This window comes from Candidatus Soleaferrea massiliensis AP7 (assembly GCF_000820765.1).
Lineage (GTDB): Bacteria > Bacillota > Clostridia > Oscillospirales > Ruminococcaceae > Soleaferrea > Soleaferrea massiliensis.
This window is the reverse complement of record NZ_CCYH01000032.1, coordinates 21,021-38,503: the sequence shown is the minus strand read 5'-3', so window position 1 is coordinate 38,503 and position 17,483 is coordinate 21,021. Positions and strand designations below refer to the sequence as shown.

Genomic DNA, 17,483 nt, shown 5'->3' with positions numbered 1-17,483 from the left:
GTCTTCTCCTCTCTATACCTGTGCGGACGGCTCTCTTTTTGTGTAGATGGCCTGCCGCTGATGATAATATCCAATGATGAACATGCCCTGTTCTTCCATCGTCAGGGTCGTGGGGAACCTGTCGATGCGGTTGATGATCTCGCTGACAATCCGGTCGAAATAGACCGCGGAACCGGATTTGACCGGGTCCTTTTTGACCTTTTCGATGTGATGCTGCGCAAGCTGCATCACATTGGGAAAGACGTTTGCGGGCGTCGTGGACGCGCCTTGAAAATACCGTTCCCGCAGGCCGGTGTTGCCGGCATCCTCCTGGATGCGTTCAAGCACGGCAAACAGGCGGCCGAGCTGGTAACCGACGCTTGACTGATTCTCGTTGAGTGCCACTGTGATTTCCTCCTTCTGCTGTTCCTCTTTGCGCCAGAGACGGGTCAAATATGCTTTAATAAAAGATGCTCTAGTAAAATTGACGGCAAAATTGTCACCAGCTTCTGCACGAATGCGCATAAGGACATTCTGATAAACGCCTTTAGGATAACAATTACCGCTTAAAATTGCTTGTATTAATGAACCTTCCAATGTTTTTGGCAAATTTTCTGTTTTACCTTGTACGGCTATAGATGCTAACAGATCGCGTACGGAATTTTTAGGTTTAGCTTGCGGCGAACGCACAATGTTCATATCCGCATAGTGCTGATCCACCATTTTTTTGAAATGGCCGAAAGTATCCTGATACCAGAACCGCACGCTGATCCGCGAAACATTTGGGGACAGGCCGAGAATGTAAATGTTGGTGTTGGGATCGAGCTCGCAGTCCACATCCCGATTCTCCTGCCCGGTGCCGGCCCGCCATACAACGCTTCCAGTTGTGCGGGTATCTTCGCTATTAATCACGCGCTCCCGACCACCGTCTTCGAATTTTTCTTCCTGTTCTGTCTCCCCGCTGAACGCCTCCTGCATTTTTGGTGCATAGAGGTTGAGGTTCGATTCAGCCCAGAACACCACGGTCATATCTCCGACATACAGCCGGGTCTGTCTGCTGTCCAGCAGCGTCTGCAGCGCGGTGGAGTATTTGAACATGGCTTCCTCGGAAACCGGCGCGTTGTAGCTTTGTGATTTACCATAGGATTCGGCAGACCTGAAATTGAAGCTTACGATGTTGGCACCTGTCGTATTGCTGCCGAGAATTTTCTTGAACATGGTATGGGTGCGCGCAATCTTGACATCCTTTTCCCCTGTAATCAGGCATTCGCCGTACAGGCTGTCCGGATCCTCGCTGGACTGTTTGTCGAGATAGCGTTCCCATGCCTGCTTGACAGCCGGCCGTTCGTGGATGTACCCGCGTTCGCCGGACAGCCGAAAGACGATGTTGCCGCTTTTGTAGATGCTGTGATCGGGGGCGATGTCCAGCTGTTCGCCGTTTCGCATGCGTTCCAGAAAACGCAGAACGGCTTTTGCGCCGTCGTCCTCGACATCGGAAAAGACCTCCTGATGCCGCTTCAGGCTGTTTTCGAGCGAAGCGGGCGTCGCCACAAGCTCTTTCCCGCCGGTTGGAATCTCCGCGCCCAGAAAGTACTTGCTTTTGTCGCAGAGGATGTATGGCGCCGGGTTTTTGCCGCTGCGGCCCGGCTGCAGCGGGACGGTCAGCATCTGACCGCTCTTCTCATCCGACAGAGGAATCGGGCCGCTGGCTGCGGCCGTACCGTCCGCGCGCAGCTTGATGGCCCAGGAACATCCGACCTTCGAATAGCCCATCGGAACGATGTTGAAATTGTCGTCTGCGGCCATCACATCATAACAGCGGCATAATGCCTGCAGAATCACCGGTTCACCGCCTCCTTCAGGGCATCGTCGATTTTCAGGATGCCGTTTTGAAGCTGCGCCCGGAAAAAGACCGGCGTCCGGTCGCGGCCAAAGTCGATGTCGTACAGCATATAGCCCAAATCCTTGCTGAGGTCATAGGCTTCGGGCAGCTCTTCTTCGGATTCCACCAGCTCAAAGCAGGCCGGAAACTCCCGGCATCCGAAGTAGGGCTGATGAAAGCACTGCCCCTGCCGCGCGCGCCGCAGAAAGATGTTGTAGTGCTTTTCAGGCGTGTCGCTTTCTCCAGCTTCGCCGGTCATCTCGAAGTGCGCGCGGATCACATACATCACATCCTTGAGCACCAGCGAAGCGCGCTGCTGCCGCTCGTTGGAATCGTTGGTGTTCAGATAGAACCCCACGGTTTTCCCCTTGATGGCGTTGTTGATTGCGCCTGCCTGAATGATGCTCTTGACCTCGTTGCGCCGCACATTGCCGAACCGGATCGGGTTGATCACCCGGATTTCGTCGATGACCCACCGGATTGCCGGTTTCCAGTGGATGGCTTCCAGAATGCCGCGCGCCGCGGACGGCGTCATGACATCGTAGGTCACCCGCTCCACCTTCATTTCCGGCCGGCTGAACAGCGCATAGCTGCCCCACACCTTCAGCAGAATCCCATACATGGCGGTCACTTCCTTTCTGTGGTTATTTCTATTTATTTCGATTATCTGTGGATTGTTCTGTTGTTATAAAATAAAAATCATCCAATTGAATCGTTGCTGTTCTGCCTAAAATTCTGTGACAGCGTTTGAACTCCTGTGCAGATCATGATTGTCGCCTGGAAAAACGGCGACAGAGTTAGAAACACGGTTTGGATCATCGCTGTCAATTTGAAAGAACGGTAACAGAGTTCGAAGCCCGGCGCAAATCATTATAATCAGGCTTTCATCCTGATAGAAACGGGTTTCAAACGATATAGTCCAGCTCATTTTCTTCATCGGGAACCGTAAGGCCTGTCAGATGGTGATAGTATTCGGGCCGTTCCAGCACATAAACGCCGTCTGTTGAGTTGCCAGATGAATCCATAAGCGGCCTGCTGATTGCGCCGAGCATTTCCAGCCGCTCCAGCACCTGCGGACGCACATTGACGCTGTGCTGGGACAGCTTTTGCAGGATACCGCCCAATCCCTTGACGTATGGAAGCTGCTCCAGCAGCCGGTTTACGCTGTCGGGATGGTCGTCCCCATCTTCCCGCTGCGTGCCGTCGTCCCGGATAATGACCGGAACCCCCTGGCTGTCGATGAGCTTGAATTTATCGGCGATTTGCTGGAACTGAAACTGCATATTGACCGCATCCTGCCGGTTTTCCCGCGAGATGTCATATTTGTCAACCTGATCGCCGCTCAGATCATAGAGTTCGGCGAAATAGGCGTCCACCGCCTGTTCGCTCAGGAAATCCGTTTCGCCGAAATCGTCGATCACATCGCGCGCAATCCTTGCGGTTGTTCCCAGATAGCCGCTCCCCAGATAGCTTTCAGCGGGATCATAGACATAGACGGTGGCGTTTGGAAGCTTTCCTTCCCGGTTGCAGCGCCCCGCCGCCTGCAGGATGCTGTCGATGCCGGCTAAAGAACGGTATACCACCGGAAAATCCAGGTCCACGCCGGCCTCAATCAGCTGGGTGGAAACCACCCGGCAGACAGGCCTTGCCGGATCGGACAGCCGTTTCCGGATTTGGGCGATCACCTGTTTGCGGTGCTGCGGCGTCAGGTTTGTGCTCAGATAGAAGCATCCGTCCTCCTCTTCGCCAAGCTGCCGGAAAAGCTCGGCTGCCTGCCGCTTGGTGTTGACGACACAGAGCGCCTGATCGTGCGCGCGAAGCCTTTCACCCATCTGCTCGCCGGACTGCTTGCCAAGAAAGCATCCGTCCACCCGTTTGAGCTGCTGGAACAGCGTCTGTTTATCCGGAATGATTTCGGTTACCGGAACATCCGGCGGCAGCAGGCCGTTTTTCTGGAAATTGGGCTGTGTGGCCGTGCAGAGCACCACCGTACAGCCATACCGTTCGCAAAGCTCATGCAGCGCAAGCAGGCAGGGACGCAGATAAGTGCTCGGCAGCGCCTGCGCTTCGTCCAGAATGATGACGCTGTTCGCATACCGGTGCAGCTTACGCACTCTGGACGGCCGGTTTGAAAACATGCTTTCGAAGAACTGCACGTTGGTCGTCACAATCAGCGGCATATCATAGTTTTCCCGCACAAGGCTCAGCCGCTTGTCCGAAAGCGGGTCCTCCTGCTCCCTCGTTTTCTTCGGCGGTTCAAAATGGCAGTGATGTTCCAGTACGTTTTCCATGCCGAAGATATCTTCGTAAACGCCGGCGTTCTGCTCGATGATGGAGGTGAACGGAATAGAATAGATGATGCGTTCCATCCCGTGCTTCACGGCATGCCGCAGTGCAAAGGCCAGGCTGGAGCGAGTCTTTCCGCCGCCGGTCGGAACCGACAGGGTATAGATGCCGCGTTCCCCCTGCGCGGCGGAAAGGCAGCTGTCCAGTATGCCGCGCCGGATGCGGTTGAGCGGCGTATCCTTCGCATGCTGCTGAAAGGCCGCCGTCTCCTTTGTAAAGATATCTTCCATCTGCACAAGCGTCAGATGCTGTTTTGCCGATTCGATCACCGCGTGCTCCGTGAAGTCCTGCGCGTCGGTCCGGTCCGCATCCACCAATGCGGAGAATAGGAACCGGATGAACATCTGCTGGCTGAAGGAAGCGCGTTCCTTTGGAAACGGCGGACAGGCAGGAAGCGGGGGAAGCTGTATTTCATCCCGATATGCGCTGTAATCGCCGATGAGTTCATCCATGTGATTGAGTTTATATTTAAGTTCGCTTTTTGAACCGTGGCTGGATGACCAATCCGGCAGCCCGACATGATGCCCAGCAATGCAGTAGGCGAGATGCCGGTAAAGCGGATTGCGGGTTTCCGTTAAAAGCCGTTCACACTCACAGGCCCCTGCGATGGCATGCTGTGTTTTCACAGCCGCGCCGCGCACCCGCTTTTGAAAGGCATCGGTGTATTTGCCGGCATCGTGCAGCAGCCCCAACATTTCGCCGATCGCTTGATCTGTAAAGCTTTTGCAGTTCTGCGCGCATAAAAAAGCGACCCGGTCCTGATGCTCCCGCAGCGTCTGGTACGCCGTGCGGTCATCATTCGGACGAGCCAAATAATCCATGATAATCCCTTCTTTCTGTCGTGATATCATCTAAATATTGTCAAAATATGTAGTGTTACCAAAGAATTCATCTAATTATACTATATATATAAAGGTTTGTCTATCGAATTTTAGCGAATTTCATACACAGATATAAAGTGAACATCCCTTGTTTTTTTACTATGAAAAAATCGGATAAAATATAATTGATTGCAATAAGAATACCAGAAGAGGTTTCCCGCATCACGGAAACACGCTTCTGGCATTTTTTTATCTATGGTATATGAAGAAATAAATTTTCTTCCAGTTTATCTGCTCTATCAAGTATCTGAACCCTGCTCAATGATGCTTTTCATGGTGTGATGGCACAAGCCCTTAGCGTTTTTCAGATGCTCTGCCCATATGCGTCAATTCATGGATGACGAACGAGACAGCCAGCACGGCCGCGGCAAAATCGGCGATCGGGCCGGCGTACATGACGCCGTCGATTCCGAAAATCAGCGGGAAGATCAGAATCAGCGGCAGCAGCAATAGAATCTGCCGTGTCAAGGACATCAGAATGCCGCGTCTGGCCTTGCCGATCGATGTGAAGAAATTTGAGACGAGCGGCTGCAGGCCGTTCAGGAAGGTCATCATCATAAAGATGCGGAAATACCGCACGGCAAACCGGAAGTACAAGTCGTCGCCCTGCCCGAAGATTTGAACGATTTGCTTGGGAAAGATCTGAAAGACGAGAAATGCGGAGACCGAGATGATGGTGACGGCGCCCGCCGCGGTCAAAAAGGTTTTTTTGACGCGGGGAAAGTTTCCCGCGCCGTAGTTGAAGCCGACGATCGGCTGGCATCCCTGCGCGATGCCGATGGCAAAGGCCATAAACAGGATGTTCACCTTGGAGATGACGCCGACGCAGGCAAGCGGGATTTCACTTCCGTAAACTGACAGGCTGCCGTAATGGGTGAGGGTGTTGTTCATCGCGATCTGCACGACCATCATGGCCAGCTGGTTGAAGCAGGCGGCGGCGCCCAGGGAACAGATTGCCCGGATGATCCCAGCGCAGGGGTGAAAACAGCTCTTTGTGAGCTGAATTGTCCTGAACCGTCTCAGATAGAGGACCGCCAGCACTGTGCTGAGCAGCTGCCCCAGAACGGTCGCCAGCGCCGCGCCCGCCATACCCATTCCAAAGCCGAAGATAAAGATGGGGTCCAGGATGGTGTTGAGCACCGCGCCGGATATCATACAGATCATCGAATAGGCGGGGCTGCCGTCCGAGCGAATCAGCTGGCTGCAGCCGGTGGAGAAGATGACCAGCGGGATGCCGAACGCCGTGATGCCGGTATAGGTCATGGCAAACGGCAGGACTTCGCCGGTCGCGCCGAATGCGAGCATCAGCGGCCGCAGGAACACCAGCACCACCACACCGATTGTAACGCCGACAAGCCCCATCATCAGGATGCCGTTGCCCGCGATCCGCTTGGCCCGGTCCGGCTTCCCGGACCCCATCGACAGGTTGAAGTTGGACGCGCTGCCTACGCCTAAAAGAAGCGCGGCGGCGGTGCTGATGGTGGTCAGCGGAAACGACACATTGGTTGCTGCGTTGCCGAGCATGCCGACGCCCTGTCCGATAAAAATCTGGTCCACGATGTTGTAAAGCGCGCTGACCAGCAGGCTGATCACAGCCGGAACGGAAAATTTTATCATCAGCCGGCCAATTCGTTCCGTCGCCAGCGGATTGTTTCCCAATGCAGGTGCGGTGGTTGTCATACAATAGTGCCTCCATTTCATCATTCCTATCTGTTTATTGTACCACTCCTAAAAAAAATGTCAAACATCGACATATAAAAAACGTGGATACCGGATGAGACCGATTTACAGATGAAGCGGGATTTTTCTGTCGTAAAAGGTTTTGTCTGTTATCATCTTGTGCGTTTTTTCAGGATGGCAGTCTTTACGCACCAACATTTTTGTATATTTGGTGAAAATGCCTATGACATTTTTTCGAAAAATATGTTATAATACATATATATCAACGTGTGGTTTGCTGAATGCGGAGCGTAAGTCCAGTTGAAAGCAGACAGCACGTTTTTTTAATGACGAGCGGGTCCGGAGATAATGCGGTGTACCGGGCCGGACTCTGTATATCGTTTTCGCTTGGCGAACCGGTTTTCCGGCTGTATCCATCCACAGAGCGGTTGTGAATTCCTGAAGATGGAGGAAGTTGCCGGGAAGAACTGTCGTTCCGTCAAAATCAAGATGCGTGCCATGCATCCGGCGGAAGATGACTCCGGTAACCGAACCGGCTGAGCAAAAAAGGAAGGTTCAGACAGCGGCCGCCTGTTGCGGCGGAAAATCCTTTGGAAAGATTCATGCGAAAAGGGGAGGGATTATTATCATGTACGAAATAAACGACACTGTTTTATATGGCGGACATGGCGTCTGCAGGATTGTGGAAATTGAGGAACGGGACCTGTGCGGAAACCGTATGGAGTATTATATTTTGAAACCGGTGTACGATGAAAAGTCCACGGTATTTGTTCCGGTTCACAACGAAGCACTGACCACGAAGATGCGGCGCATTCTGTCTGTAGATGAGATCTACGCTTTAATTGCGTCTATGCCCAATGAGGATTCAAAGTGGATCGAAAATGAGAACGAACGCAAGGAAAAATATCGGGAGATCATTTCGTGCGGCGACCGGATACAGCTCATCCGCGCCATCAAAGCGCTGTATCAGCACCAGCAGGAACAGCAGGCAAGGGGCAGAAAGCTGCATCTGGCCGATGAAAGGTTCTTTAAAGAAGCGGAAAAGATGCTGTATGATGAGTTTGCGCTGGTACTGCATATCAAGCCGGAGCAGGTGTTTCCATTTATACAGGAACAGATTCATGTTTCGAAGAACAGACAACCGGTTCAGTAGATCGCTTTTCGGAAGGAAGTCCGTGTATCGAACCGGCGGTTTTGTAATATGCAGAAGCGGCGGCGTCTGAAGCTTTGCCGATGCGGAGGAAAGCGGCCATACACTCATAAGCCATACGGCCGGGGAGAAGATGCCCCTGCCGGCAGGCAGCACAGAAATCATCCGGAAAGCCGTAACGAAGGATACCGTGTTGGATGTCGTCGGTTATGTGGGCTTTATCCGCATTATCCAGGCACCCAACGACAAGATACGCGGAGAAGTTTTACGAAGACGCCATCTCCGCGGATATTATGATGAGATCGAGTGGTTCAGGGTGATAAAATCCGTGTATCTGCGTGCAGAGGAAAAGCCGTTGCCGCAGGATGAATACGTCTATGCACAGCGTGCAAAGGAATATCTGCACGGTGAAATCTCGGCACTGCCGGATATCGAAGTGGATGCGATGGAGGATTTATATCACCGCTGCAGCTGCCGGTGATACCTGGTAAAATAGGGGAATGGCTATTCATCATGAGGAGAACATTGTTTGAAAAGATGAAAGTATGAAACGCATGCTTGGAATAGAATGCGTTTTCAGATAGAGAAAGATTATCCGACCCGCGTAAAGGGCATCCAGCGAAAATGCATGGTGCACCGGACAGCAGACTGCCGTCAGTCTCCAAACGGCGCCATCGTGCAAAGGGCTGCCCGGACGTAATAGGACTGACAGTATAAGATAATTTCTCTGTATCGTTATCGAACAGAGGAGAACGACAGAAAAAATCGACATACCGAAACAACATCATTAAAAGTGATGGTAAGTCATGTGTGATATGATCGCGAAAGCCTGTCCCAAAGATATTGATACACAAAAAAAGCAGGGATTGTCCGAGGGGACAATCCCTGCTTTGCTTTATAAAATCTTGTATGTTTGAAACAATCCCTACGCGGTTTCGATGCGGTTTGCGGACTGCAGGCCGAATTTCTCCACGGCCTGTTCACGCATCTTGTATTTGAGGATTTTGCCGGCGGCGTTCATCGGGAACTCGTCGACGAAATCGATGTAGCGCGGCGTCTTGTGCTTGGCCATATGGGTGCGCACGAAGTCCTTGATCTCTTCAGCGGTTGCGGTTTCATCGGCCTTGAGGATGACCACGGCCATAATCTCTTCGCCGTACTGCTGGTCGGGTACGCCGATGACCTGCACATCCTTGACCTTCGGATGGGTGTAAATGAAGTCCTCGATCTCCTTCGGATAGATGTTCTCACCGCCGCGGATGATCATATCCTTGATGCGGCCGGTAATTTTATAGTTGCCCTCCGGCGTGCGGCGCGCGAGGTCGCCGGTATGCAGCCAGCCCTCGTCGTCAATGGCGGCGGCCGTCGCTTCGGGCATCTTGTAATAGCCCTTCATGATGTTGTAGCCGCGGGCCACAAATTCGCCGTCCACCTCATCGGGCAGGTCCTCGCCGGTTTCCGGGTCTACAATCTTGCATTCGACGCCGGGCAGCGCGCGTCCAACCGTGTTGACACGGACGTCCAGAGGATCGTCGACGCGGCTCTGCGTACAGCCGGGGGAAGCCTCAGTCTGACCGTAGACGATGGAGATCTGCGTCATGTTCATCTTGTTGACGACGTCCTGCATCACCTTGACCGGGCAGGGGCTGCCGGCCATGATGCCGGTGCGCATCTGCGAGAAATCGGTCTTCTCAAAATCCTCATGCTCGAGCATCGCGATGAACATCGTCGGCACGCCGTGGAAGCAGGTGATCTTTTCCCGTGTAATGCAGTCAAGCGAAGATTTCGGCGAGAAGTACGGCATCGGGCAGAGCGTGACGCCGTGCGTCATCGATGCGGTCATGGCCAGCACCATGCCGAAGCAGTGGAACATCGGCACATGGATCATCATCTTGTCGGCGGTGGACAGGTCCATGCAGTCGCCGATGTTTTTGCCGTTGTTGACGATGTTGTAATGGGTCAGCATAACGCCCTTCGGGAAGCCGGTCGTACCGGAGGTATACTGCATGTTGGCGACATCGTGCCGGTCAATCGATGCCGCGCGGTGGTACACGGCCTCAACCGGAACCTCTTCGGCCTTTTCGATCGCCTCATCCCAGGTAAGGCAGCCGTTCTGCTTTGAATCGACCGTGATGATGTTGCGTAAAAACGGCAGGCGCTTCATATGTAACGGCTTGCCCGCCTGCGCGGTTTCCAATTCCGGGCAGAGCTCCTTGATGATGCTCACATAGTCGGAATCCTTGAATCCGTCGATCATGACAAGCGTGTGGGTGTCCGACTGCCTCAAAAGATATTCCGCCTCGTGAATCTTGTAGGCGGTGTTGACCGTGACCAGGACGGCGCCGATCTTGGTGGTCGCCCAGAAGGTGATGTACCACTGCGGCACATTGGTCGCCCAGATCGCGACGTGGTCGCCCTTCTTGACGCCCATCGCGATCAGCGAACGCGCGAAGGTGTCGACGTCGTCGCGGAACTGCGCATAGGTGCGGGTGTAGTCGCAGACCGTGTAGCGGAACGCGTACTGGTCCGGAAATTCCTCAACCATCCGGTCGAGTACCTGGCTGAAGGTCAGGTCGATCAGTGTATCCTTCTTCCAGACATATTTGCCGGTTCCGGCATTGTTGTCATACAGCATATTGCTGGATGCGGGCCGCTCGGAATAGCGGTCCATATAATGCGCGAAATGGGGGAATACGATGCCGGCGTCGGACAGGTCCTTTGCCCAGCGCTTGACCCATTCCAGCGTGATGTATCCTTCATAGTTGATCGAACGCAGCGCAAGGATCATATCGTCGAACGGCAGGTCGCCTTCGCCCATCATGCGGTATTCGACGCCGTGTTCGGTCATCACCGAGTCCTTCGCGTGCACGTGCTTGATGTACGCGCCGAGGTTCTGCACGGTCTGTTCCGGTTTCTCGTTCATGAAACGGTACGGATGATGGATGTCCCAGAGCGCCGCGACCGCATCGCTCTGAATCTGATCGAGCAGGCCGCACAGCCGCTTCGTGTCCGCGTAGACGCCGTTGGTCTCGATGAGCATCGTGACGCCGGCCTTTTCGGCGTGCGGGATCAGGCGTTCCAGCGTGCGCAGCACAACCGCGTCGTCCACCTCTCCCTGCGCCTGCGGCTCAAGATCCGCGAGTACGCGGATGTAGGGCGCACCGCACTTCTGTGCAAGCTCGATATATTCCAGAATTTCCTGTACGTTTTCATCCTCCCGGCCGCTGTCTTTTAAGCAGCAGCCGGAGGAAAAGCACGGGATTTCCAGCTTGAGCTGTGAAAGCTTTTTGAGGGTGGCGGGCAGCTTCTCTGCGGTGAAGGGCGGAGCCTTGACCGCGAAGATGTCTTCGCCCAGGCCGCGGATTTCAATGCCGCCAAACCCCAGGTCCTTGGCCATGGAATAGATGTCCGGCCAGTCGAAGTTCGGACATCCGACAGTAGAAAAAGCAATTTTCATATCGTTACTCCCATCCGCCGCTCTGCGTCGGCGCAGAATGTTGTCCTGATCTCATCACGCAGAGAAAAGATATGATGAGTGTCCCGCACAGAAAAGCCGCTTCTGCGGCCCGTGCGGTATAGATGGCATGGATATTTTTCCCGATATACCATTCCAATAAAAAAGACGCCCGTCCCGTTTGATAGAACGACAGCGCAGTGAATCCCTCATCCGGGGGAATCCATTTCCAAATGAAAGCGGTCCGTGCATTTCATATCCTTTATTATATCGGACAATTCATACCATGTCAATTATTATCTCAAAAAGAGAGCTTTTGAAAACAATTTCAGCATGCCCTATTTTTAATGGACAGGGCAGAATCAAAACCGCCATAGAGCAGGGCTGCGCACAGGCGTATGTGCCGCCGCTGCGGTCTGCCGTGATGCCGTTCGTCGCCTGTCCCGTCAGGATCTGCGGGCCGCATTCCGGTCGGTTTCCCCGGCCGCGGAATACGGCCATGTCAGGCGGCTGCACAAGGCCGGTGATATCGCAAAGCTGTTGAGCACGTGCTTTGAAACAGAAAAATACCCGGGGAGGAGTGTCCCCGGGTATTTCTCTAATTGCATTCCCATTCTTAAATATATCAACCATAAGGTAGTTGTTAAAGAGAACAAAGCAACCGATCTTTTGTATTATATAGAAGTTATAAGGCCCTTTATATAATTGCACCACAAATTACTCAGCTGCTTTGTTTAAAGCAAATTAAAAAACCGCCGCATACGCAAACGAATAAGCAACGGGATCACGGTACTTAGTCGTTTATTCTTGCGGCGGCTGGCAGTCATATCTTTCGATTTAGACCCTGTAGCTTTGCGTCATCAGCTTTCACTGATTTTGCTTTTCACTTTGCTTGTTTGAACTGTTTACAGTATAACACAAGCAGAAACGCTTTTCAACCCATTTTCAACGTTTTTTTATCTAAAAATGGATTTTTTGTATTATTGCCAATATCACAAGGGCATAAAACAATATAAACTGTGCATTATACACATAAAAATACCTTTTGCAGCGGTGAAACAGAAAAAGGCCAAGCGGGATTTCAACGAACCATACAGGCATTCAGCTTTCTCAGCACAAGAAATTTCACGATAAAGCGGCGAAGCATGAAGACAGCTTTATTCGATCGGATGATTCTTTTCGGTGTAATTCTCCGTATCGACCGGCAGGGATTTTTTGCTCAGGCGCGCGTTGACAAACTCCCGCACCAGCGAATAGATGACGGCAAAGGTCGGGACGCCCAGCAGCATGCCCATAAATCCAAACAGGCCGCCGCCCAGGATGATCGAGAACAGTACCCAAAAGCCGGAGATGCCGGTTGTTTCCCCCAGGATTTTCGGGCCGATGATGTTGCCGTCCACCTGCTGCAGCACGATGATGAAAATCACAAAGATCAGCGCTTTGATCGGATCAGTCATCAGGATGAGCAGCGTGGAGGGGATCGCGCCGATAAACGGACCGAAGAACGGGATGATGTTGGTGATGCCGATGATCACGCTGACCAGCATCGCATAGGGCATGCCGGTGATCGAGGTGAAGATGAAGCACAGGATGCCGATGATCGCGGCGTCCAGAAGCTTGCCGGATATGAAGCCGCCGAAGACCTGATTGCTCTCGTTGCTCAGGTCGATCAGGCGGTTGACGCGTTCCTTACGGAAATTGGCATACAAAAACTTTTTGGTCTGCGCGATGAATTTCTCCTTGCTGAGCAGGAAATAGATCGACGCAATCAGCCCGGTTAAGATGTTGATGAGCGCACCGGTAATCGACATGGTCACATCGATGACGCCGGGCACCAGCTGGTTCAGGATGGAAACGGAGGTGGTGACGACATTCTGAACATCCTGCATCATGGATTCGATCTGTCCGGTCAGGGAGGAGACGATATCCGGGTTGTTGATGGCCGTGGTTACCCATTCCTTGAGCGAGCGCAGGGAATTGGGAATCGACTGCACGATGCTGACCAGGCTGTCCACAACCTGCGGGACGATAACCGCAATCAGCAGGCCGACGAGCAGAATCGCGATCAGATAGGTGACGCCGAGCGAAACACCGCGGTTCAGTCCGGGTTTTTTTGCAAAAAGCTTGATCTTGGCAAACAGCCCCTCAAAGAACTTGAGCAGCGGGTTCAGCAGGTACGCAATGGCAAATCCCAGTATAAACGGCGTCAGAATGGAGATCACCGTTCCGATGGCATCCTTGACATATGTAATGTTGGACACCAGGAAAAAGAACAGGATGGACAGGAATGCCACGATCAAATTGGAGGTGGTCCTTGTGGTCATGATATTTTTGCGCACGTCATCCATTTTCAAAGTGAAAGCGCCCCTTTCATATCCGTAGAATGATACCCCTATTATAACGTATGATGGACAAAAAATCTACCTGTCATGCCGGGATTTACAAAAACAATGCAATTTATTTGCATACGGTATGAACAAAATGCTTCGTGACGTGTGCATGAAACGCGGGACGGCGTGTGAACCGGACGCTCGGAAGCGTTCCGGTCACAGCCGGAAGCGGGCGTCACACTTCGGCAAGCGGGAGAATGCCGCCGATGTCCAAAGGCGGCTCGTCCGCCAGATACAGGATCCGTTTGCCGCGCCGACGGAAAAACGCTTCGATTTCACGGAAGTTCCGATGGAACCGCAGATGGCCGGAAAACGCCATCACATCCCGGCCGATGAAGCCGCAGCATCCGCCGATGAAGCCGTAGGAGTAGCCCGGAAGCCGGATGTCTCCGTTCTCTATCAGCAGGACGGCGTACCCAAGCCCGGACAGCACGGCAGCAAGGCCGCTGTCGGCTGTAACGGCGGCGTCCCGGTCCACCATGCACACCGCGCATTTCGCATATCCCTGCTTCGTGTCCACCGCCGTGATGCCAAGGCGCCCGGCCTGTTCAAGCAGCGCGCCGTCCAGGAACGGCAAACGCCCGATCAGATGCCGGCCGTCCAGCAGCGCGTTCAGCGCGATGTCCTGCGGATACTTCCTTCCAAGTGTGGAACGGCAGGGAAGTGTGTCAAAGCCATATTCCCGCAGCCTGCGCGCATACGGCGCGTCCGTGCGGTCCACGAGAATCCGAGGGCCGCCGAGATGGCAACAGAGCATGTCGGCATGCAGCCCGACCGGTTCATCGAGATGTCCATTCCGCACCGTCTCGATGAGCTCGACGCCGAGCGACCGAAGCGGCGGATATCTCTGGGAAAGCAGCAGCCCGGCCTTCCGCTGCGGAAGGCCGGGAGTTTCTAGCATATGCAAATCCGAATCATTCCATTCTCAGTGCATCCACCGGATTCAGCTTGGAGGCCTTGTGGGCGGGAAATACGCCGAAGAACATGCCCGTCAAGGTGGCGAATGCAATGCTGACTGCGATCAGCAGCGGGTTCAGTATCGGCGTGACCCCGACAAGCAGGCAGCCGAGCACGACTAGCAGCAGACCGACGATGGTTCCTATTATACTGCCAATCAGCGAAATTGTAAACGCCTCGATGAGAAATTCCAGCAGGATGGTCCGGTTCTTGGCGCCGATGGACTTCTTGATGCCGATCTCACGCGTCCGCTCGTTGACTGAGACGAGCATCATCGTCATGATGCCAAGCCCCGCGACGACCAGCGAGATGCCCGCGATGACCGACAGGATGAAACTGACAATATCCAGAATGTTGTTAAACTGGTCCTTATAGCCCATAATATTCTCGTACTTGTAACCGCTTGAGATGCCGTTCATCGTCGACAGCGATTTCACCAGCCGGTCGCCGATGTCGCTCACATCCACGCCATCCTTGACCTTGACCGCAATCTGGTCGAAGTTTGTGCGGTTTAAAAGGTCCTGCAGCGTCGTGTAGGGGATGTACAAAAAGGTTGGGACATATTCCCCGATCAGGCTCTGCAGCACATTGCCGCCGGAGGCCACCACGCCGATAATCGTGAATTCCTCATAGGTCCCTCCGATCAGGATGCTGAGCTTTTTGCCGGTGACGTTGGTGCGCTTGTAGATGCGCTGCGCGTAGCTTTCATCCACCAGGCAGACGTTCGACTTGGACTGCACATCGAACGCGTTGATCATCCGGCCGAACATGTTCTGAATCGAAATGACCTGGTTTGCGGTCGAATCGATGCCCCAGACCGCGCAGTCGGTGCTGACGCCGCGCATCTTGGCACTGGTGTAGTTCATCATGATCGGGATGGCGTCCTCAACATAGGCTTTCTCACGGATGTAGTCGAGATCGGATTCATAAAGCTTGATGTCGTCCTGCCGCGTATCGGCGCGGATGGTCATGCTGCCGATGCCGAAGCTGTCGATCTCCTCGTTCAGCGTGTTCTTGCCGATGTCGGCGATCGAGGATATGATCACCACCGAGCAGACGCCGATGGCGATGCTGATGACCGTGAGTAGCGTCCGGGTCTTCTTCCTTGTGATGTTTTTGATGGTATGCCGTATCAGATCAAACATGTTTTGTCACCTCCTGCGTGGTGTGAGGAATATACGGGTATTTTGAAATTCACGGATGCCCTAGGGAGATTTATTTTGAAAGACCATGACCTGTTCGCCGTCCTCCCGGACCCGTTCCGGCGTTTCGACAATGTAGCTGTCGGCGGTCAGTCCCTCGGTCACCTCGATGCCGTTTGCCAGCTCCAGTCCGGTTTCAATGTACTGCTTGTAAACCTTGGAATTCTCGTACACGTAGACGTATTCGTTCTGCAGATCGTCCTGCATAACCGCCTCATAGGGGACGATCGACACATCCTTGGTGTCGCCCGTCACGATCTTTGCCTTGACACTGTAGCCTGCTTTCAGGCTGTCGTCCGGATCTCGCAGCGAAATGGTCGCCTCGACGACCGCCTCCTGGGAGGTGCTGAACAGGCTTTTCTTGGCGGATGTCTCAATGGCGGCCACCGTACCGCTGTAGGTCTTGCTGCCGAACGCCTGTCCGGACAGCGTGACCTTGTTGCCCAGCGAAACCTCATGGATATCCGATTCGCTGATGCTGACCTTCGCGACCAGCCCCTTGTTTTTGACCACCGTGATGACCGGCGCGCCGATTTCGGTCAGCTTTCCCTCTTCGATGCCGACCGACTGGACAATACCGGAAATCGGGGATTTGATCGAGGTCGGGATGCCCTGAAAGCTGATGCTTCCAGTGTCAAGGCGGTCCTCCAGAAGCTCCAGCACCTGGTCGATGCTGGTGATGGAACCGCCAAACGACGAAAGCAGATCGGAATAGTCAAGTCCTGACAGATCAATTTCACTGAGATCGATCTCCTTGAGCGCGTTCAGAGTCGCGGCGACATCGACAGACGCCAGCTCCTGCCCCTCGGTCACGATATCGCCCGGCTGGACCTTCGGGGTGGCGATGACCGGCAGGTCGGTGTACAGGTCCCTTTTTTCGGCCTCTTCCAATGTACCGGAGGCGGTGACGGTCTTGGTATAGCTGGCCGGCTGCATCTTGATGATACTGACGCTGGGCAGAATGGATGTGACAAGCGAAGGAATAAAAAAGATGCCGGCACACAAAATGCACAGCAGAGTTGTGAAAAACACCTTAAGTTTCATGAAAACCCCCCGAATACCCCATATTACAGCGTTTCCCGACTGCCAATCCGATCGTCGGCACGCGCTATGTAATCCGAACAGATGGTATGGCAGCAGGACCGCTGCATCTATAATAGTATGACAGATCATAAGGCTGTTTATTCGTTCCCAGTGAAGCCGCGGACCGGGAAAACGTGTCGCCCAGAGAGGGAAAAGGCCGCGCAGAACAAGCATCTGCGCGGCCTTTTCAAAAAATTAGGGGGTGTGATGATTTTATAAAATCATCATATGAGTTTCAAAATAAAAAGATGATTTCAAAAGATATCTCCGGAGACACAGCCGGTGTTAATCCTATGAATGCCGACCTTTGGTCAGGGCCGGAATGACAATCGGTTTTCGGAAAATTCCTCCGATTCATCGGAGAGGAACATCAGCATAATGTGCGGTCAAACGGAAACTGCATATCATCTTAATTAGAAAGCTGCTTCCAAAACCAATTTGCATATTGTGATAAGCAGATTCACGATCGTGTCCAAGTG

The 17,483-nt window shown here is 53.3% G+C and carries 12 protein-coding genes and 1 riboswitch; of the genes, 2 read left to right on the top strand and 10 right to left on the bottom strand.

The window, feature by feature from the left end:
* Window positions 1-12: 12 nt before the first annotated feature.
* From cas8c to BN348_RS08090, 4 genes are all read right to left on the bottom strand, one after another.
* On the bottom strand, window positions 13-1,821 hold the full coding sequence (gene cas8c / locus BN348_RS08105) for a type I-C CRISPR-associated protein Cas8c/Csd1 (RefSeq protein WP_040197366.1): 1,809 nt from the start codon (window positions 1,819-1,821) through the stop codon (window positions 13-15).
* Complete coding sequence (gene cas5c / locus BN348_RS08100; protein WP_040197365.1) at window positions 1,818-2,483, bottom strand: type I-C CRISPR-associated protein Cas5c; 666 nt, start codon at window positions 2,481-2,483, stop codon at window positions 1,818-1,820. The genes cas8c and cas5c overlap by 4 nt, the downstream gene beginning before the upstream one ends.
* 283 nt (window positions 2,484-2,766) lie before the next feature.
* Window positions 2,767-5,028: a CRISPR-associated helicase/endonuclease Cas3 gene (locus BN348_RS08095; protein ID WP_052446822.1), complete on the bottom strand. Its 2,262-nt coding sequence runs from the start codon at window positions 5,026-5,028 to the stop codon at window positions 2,767-2,769.
* A gap of 354 nt (window positions 5,029-5,382) precedes the next feature.
* Window positions 5,383-6,768, bottom strand: coding sequence for an MATE family efflux transporter (locus tag BN348_RS08090; RefSeq protein WP_040197364.1), 1,386 nt, complete (start codon window positions 6,766-6,768; stop codon window positions 5,383-5,385).
* Window positions 6,769-7,396: 628 nt separating this feature from the next.
* Here BN348_RS08090 and BN348_RS08080 point away from each other — a divergent pair.
* Complete coding sequence (locus BN348_RS08080; RefSeq protein WP_040197362.1) at window positions 7,397-7,921, top strand: CarD family transcriptional regulator; 525 nt, start codon at window positions 7,397-7,399, stop codon at window positions 7,919-7,921.
* Window positions 7,922-8,051: 130 nt separating this feature from the next.
* Window positions 8,052-8,399: a hypothetical protein gene (locus tag BN348_RS08075; protein WP_052446821.1), complete on the top strand. Its 348-nt coding sequence runs from the start codon at window positions 8,052-8,054 to the stop codon at window positions 8,397-8,399.
* Between the two features lie 444 nt (window positions 8,400-8,843).
* Here BN348_RS08075 and BN348_RS08070 read toward each other — a convergent pair whose 3' ends face one another.
* The 6 genes from BN348_RS08070 to BN348_RS08045 form a co-directional block, all read right to left on the bottom strand.
* The gene (locus tag BN348_RS08070; RefSeq protein ID WP_040197361.1) at window positions 8,844-11,375 is read right to left on the bottom strand and encodes an AMP-binding protein; all 2,532 of its coding nucleotides are present in this window, start codon (window positions 11,373-11,375) and stop codon (window positions 8,844-8,846) included.
* Window positions 11,376-11,651: 276 nt separating this feature from the next.
* The gene (locus BN348_RS08065) at window positions 11,652-12,086 is read right to left on the bottom strand and encodes a hypothetical protein (RefSeq protein ID WP_040197359.1); all 435 of its coding nucleotides are present in this window, start codon (window positions 12,084-12,086) and stop codon (window positions 11,652-11,654) included.
* 94 nt (window positions 12,087-12,180) lie between these two features.
* Window positions 12,181-12,263, bottom strand: a riboswitch (cyclic di-GMP riboswitch).
* A 266-nt stretch (window positions 12,264-12,529) separates the two neighbouring features.
* On the bottom strand, window positions 12,530-13,720 hold the full coding sequence (locus BN348_RS08060; RefSeq protein ID WP_242844330.1) for an AI-2E family transporter: 1,191 nt from the start codon (window positions 13,718-13,720) through the stop codon (window positions 12,530-12,532).
* A 217-nt stretch (window positions 13,721-13,937) separates the two neighbouring features.
* Window positions 13,938-14,663, bottom strand: coding sequence for a DUF6873 family GME fold protein (locus BN348_RS08055; RefSeq protein WP_156136463.1), 726 nt, complete (start codon window positions 14,661-14,663; stop codon window positions 13,938-13,940).
* Between the two features lie 13 nt (window positions 14,664-14,676).
* Window positions 14,677-15,864, bottom strand: a complete 1,188-nt coding sequence (locus BN348_RS08050; protein WP_040197357.1) for an ABC transporter permease — start codon at window positions 15,862-15,864, stop codon at window positions 14,677-14,679.
* A 60-nt stretch (window positions 15,865-15,924) separates the two neighbouring features.
* Entirely contained in the window at window positions 15,925-16,965 is a 1,041-nt protein-coding gene (locus tag BN348_RS08045) for an efflux RND transporter periplasmic adaptor subunit (RefSeq protein ID WP_040197356.1), read from the bottom strand.
* Window positions 16,966-17,483: the final 518 nt, after the last annotated feature.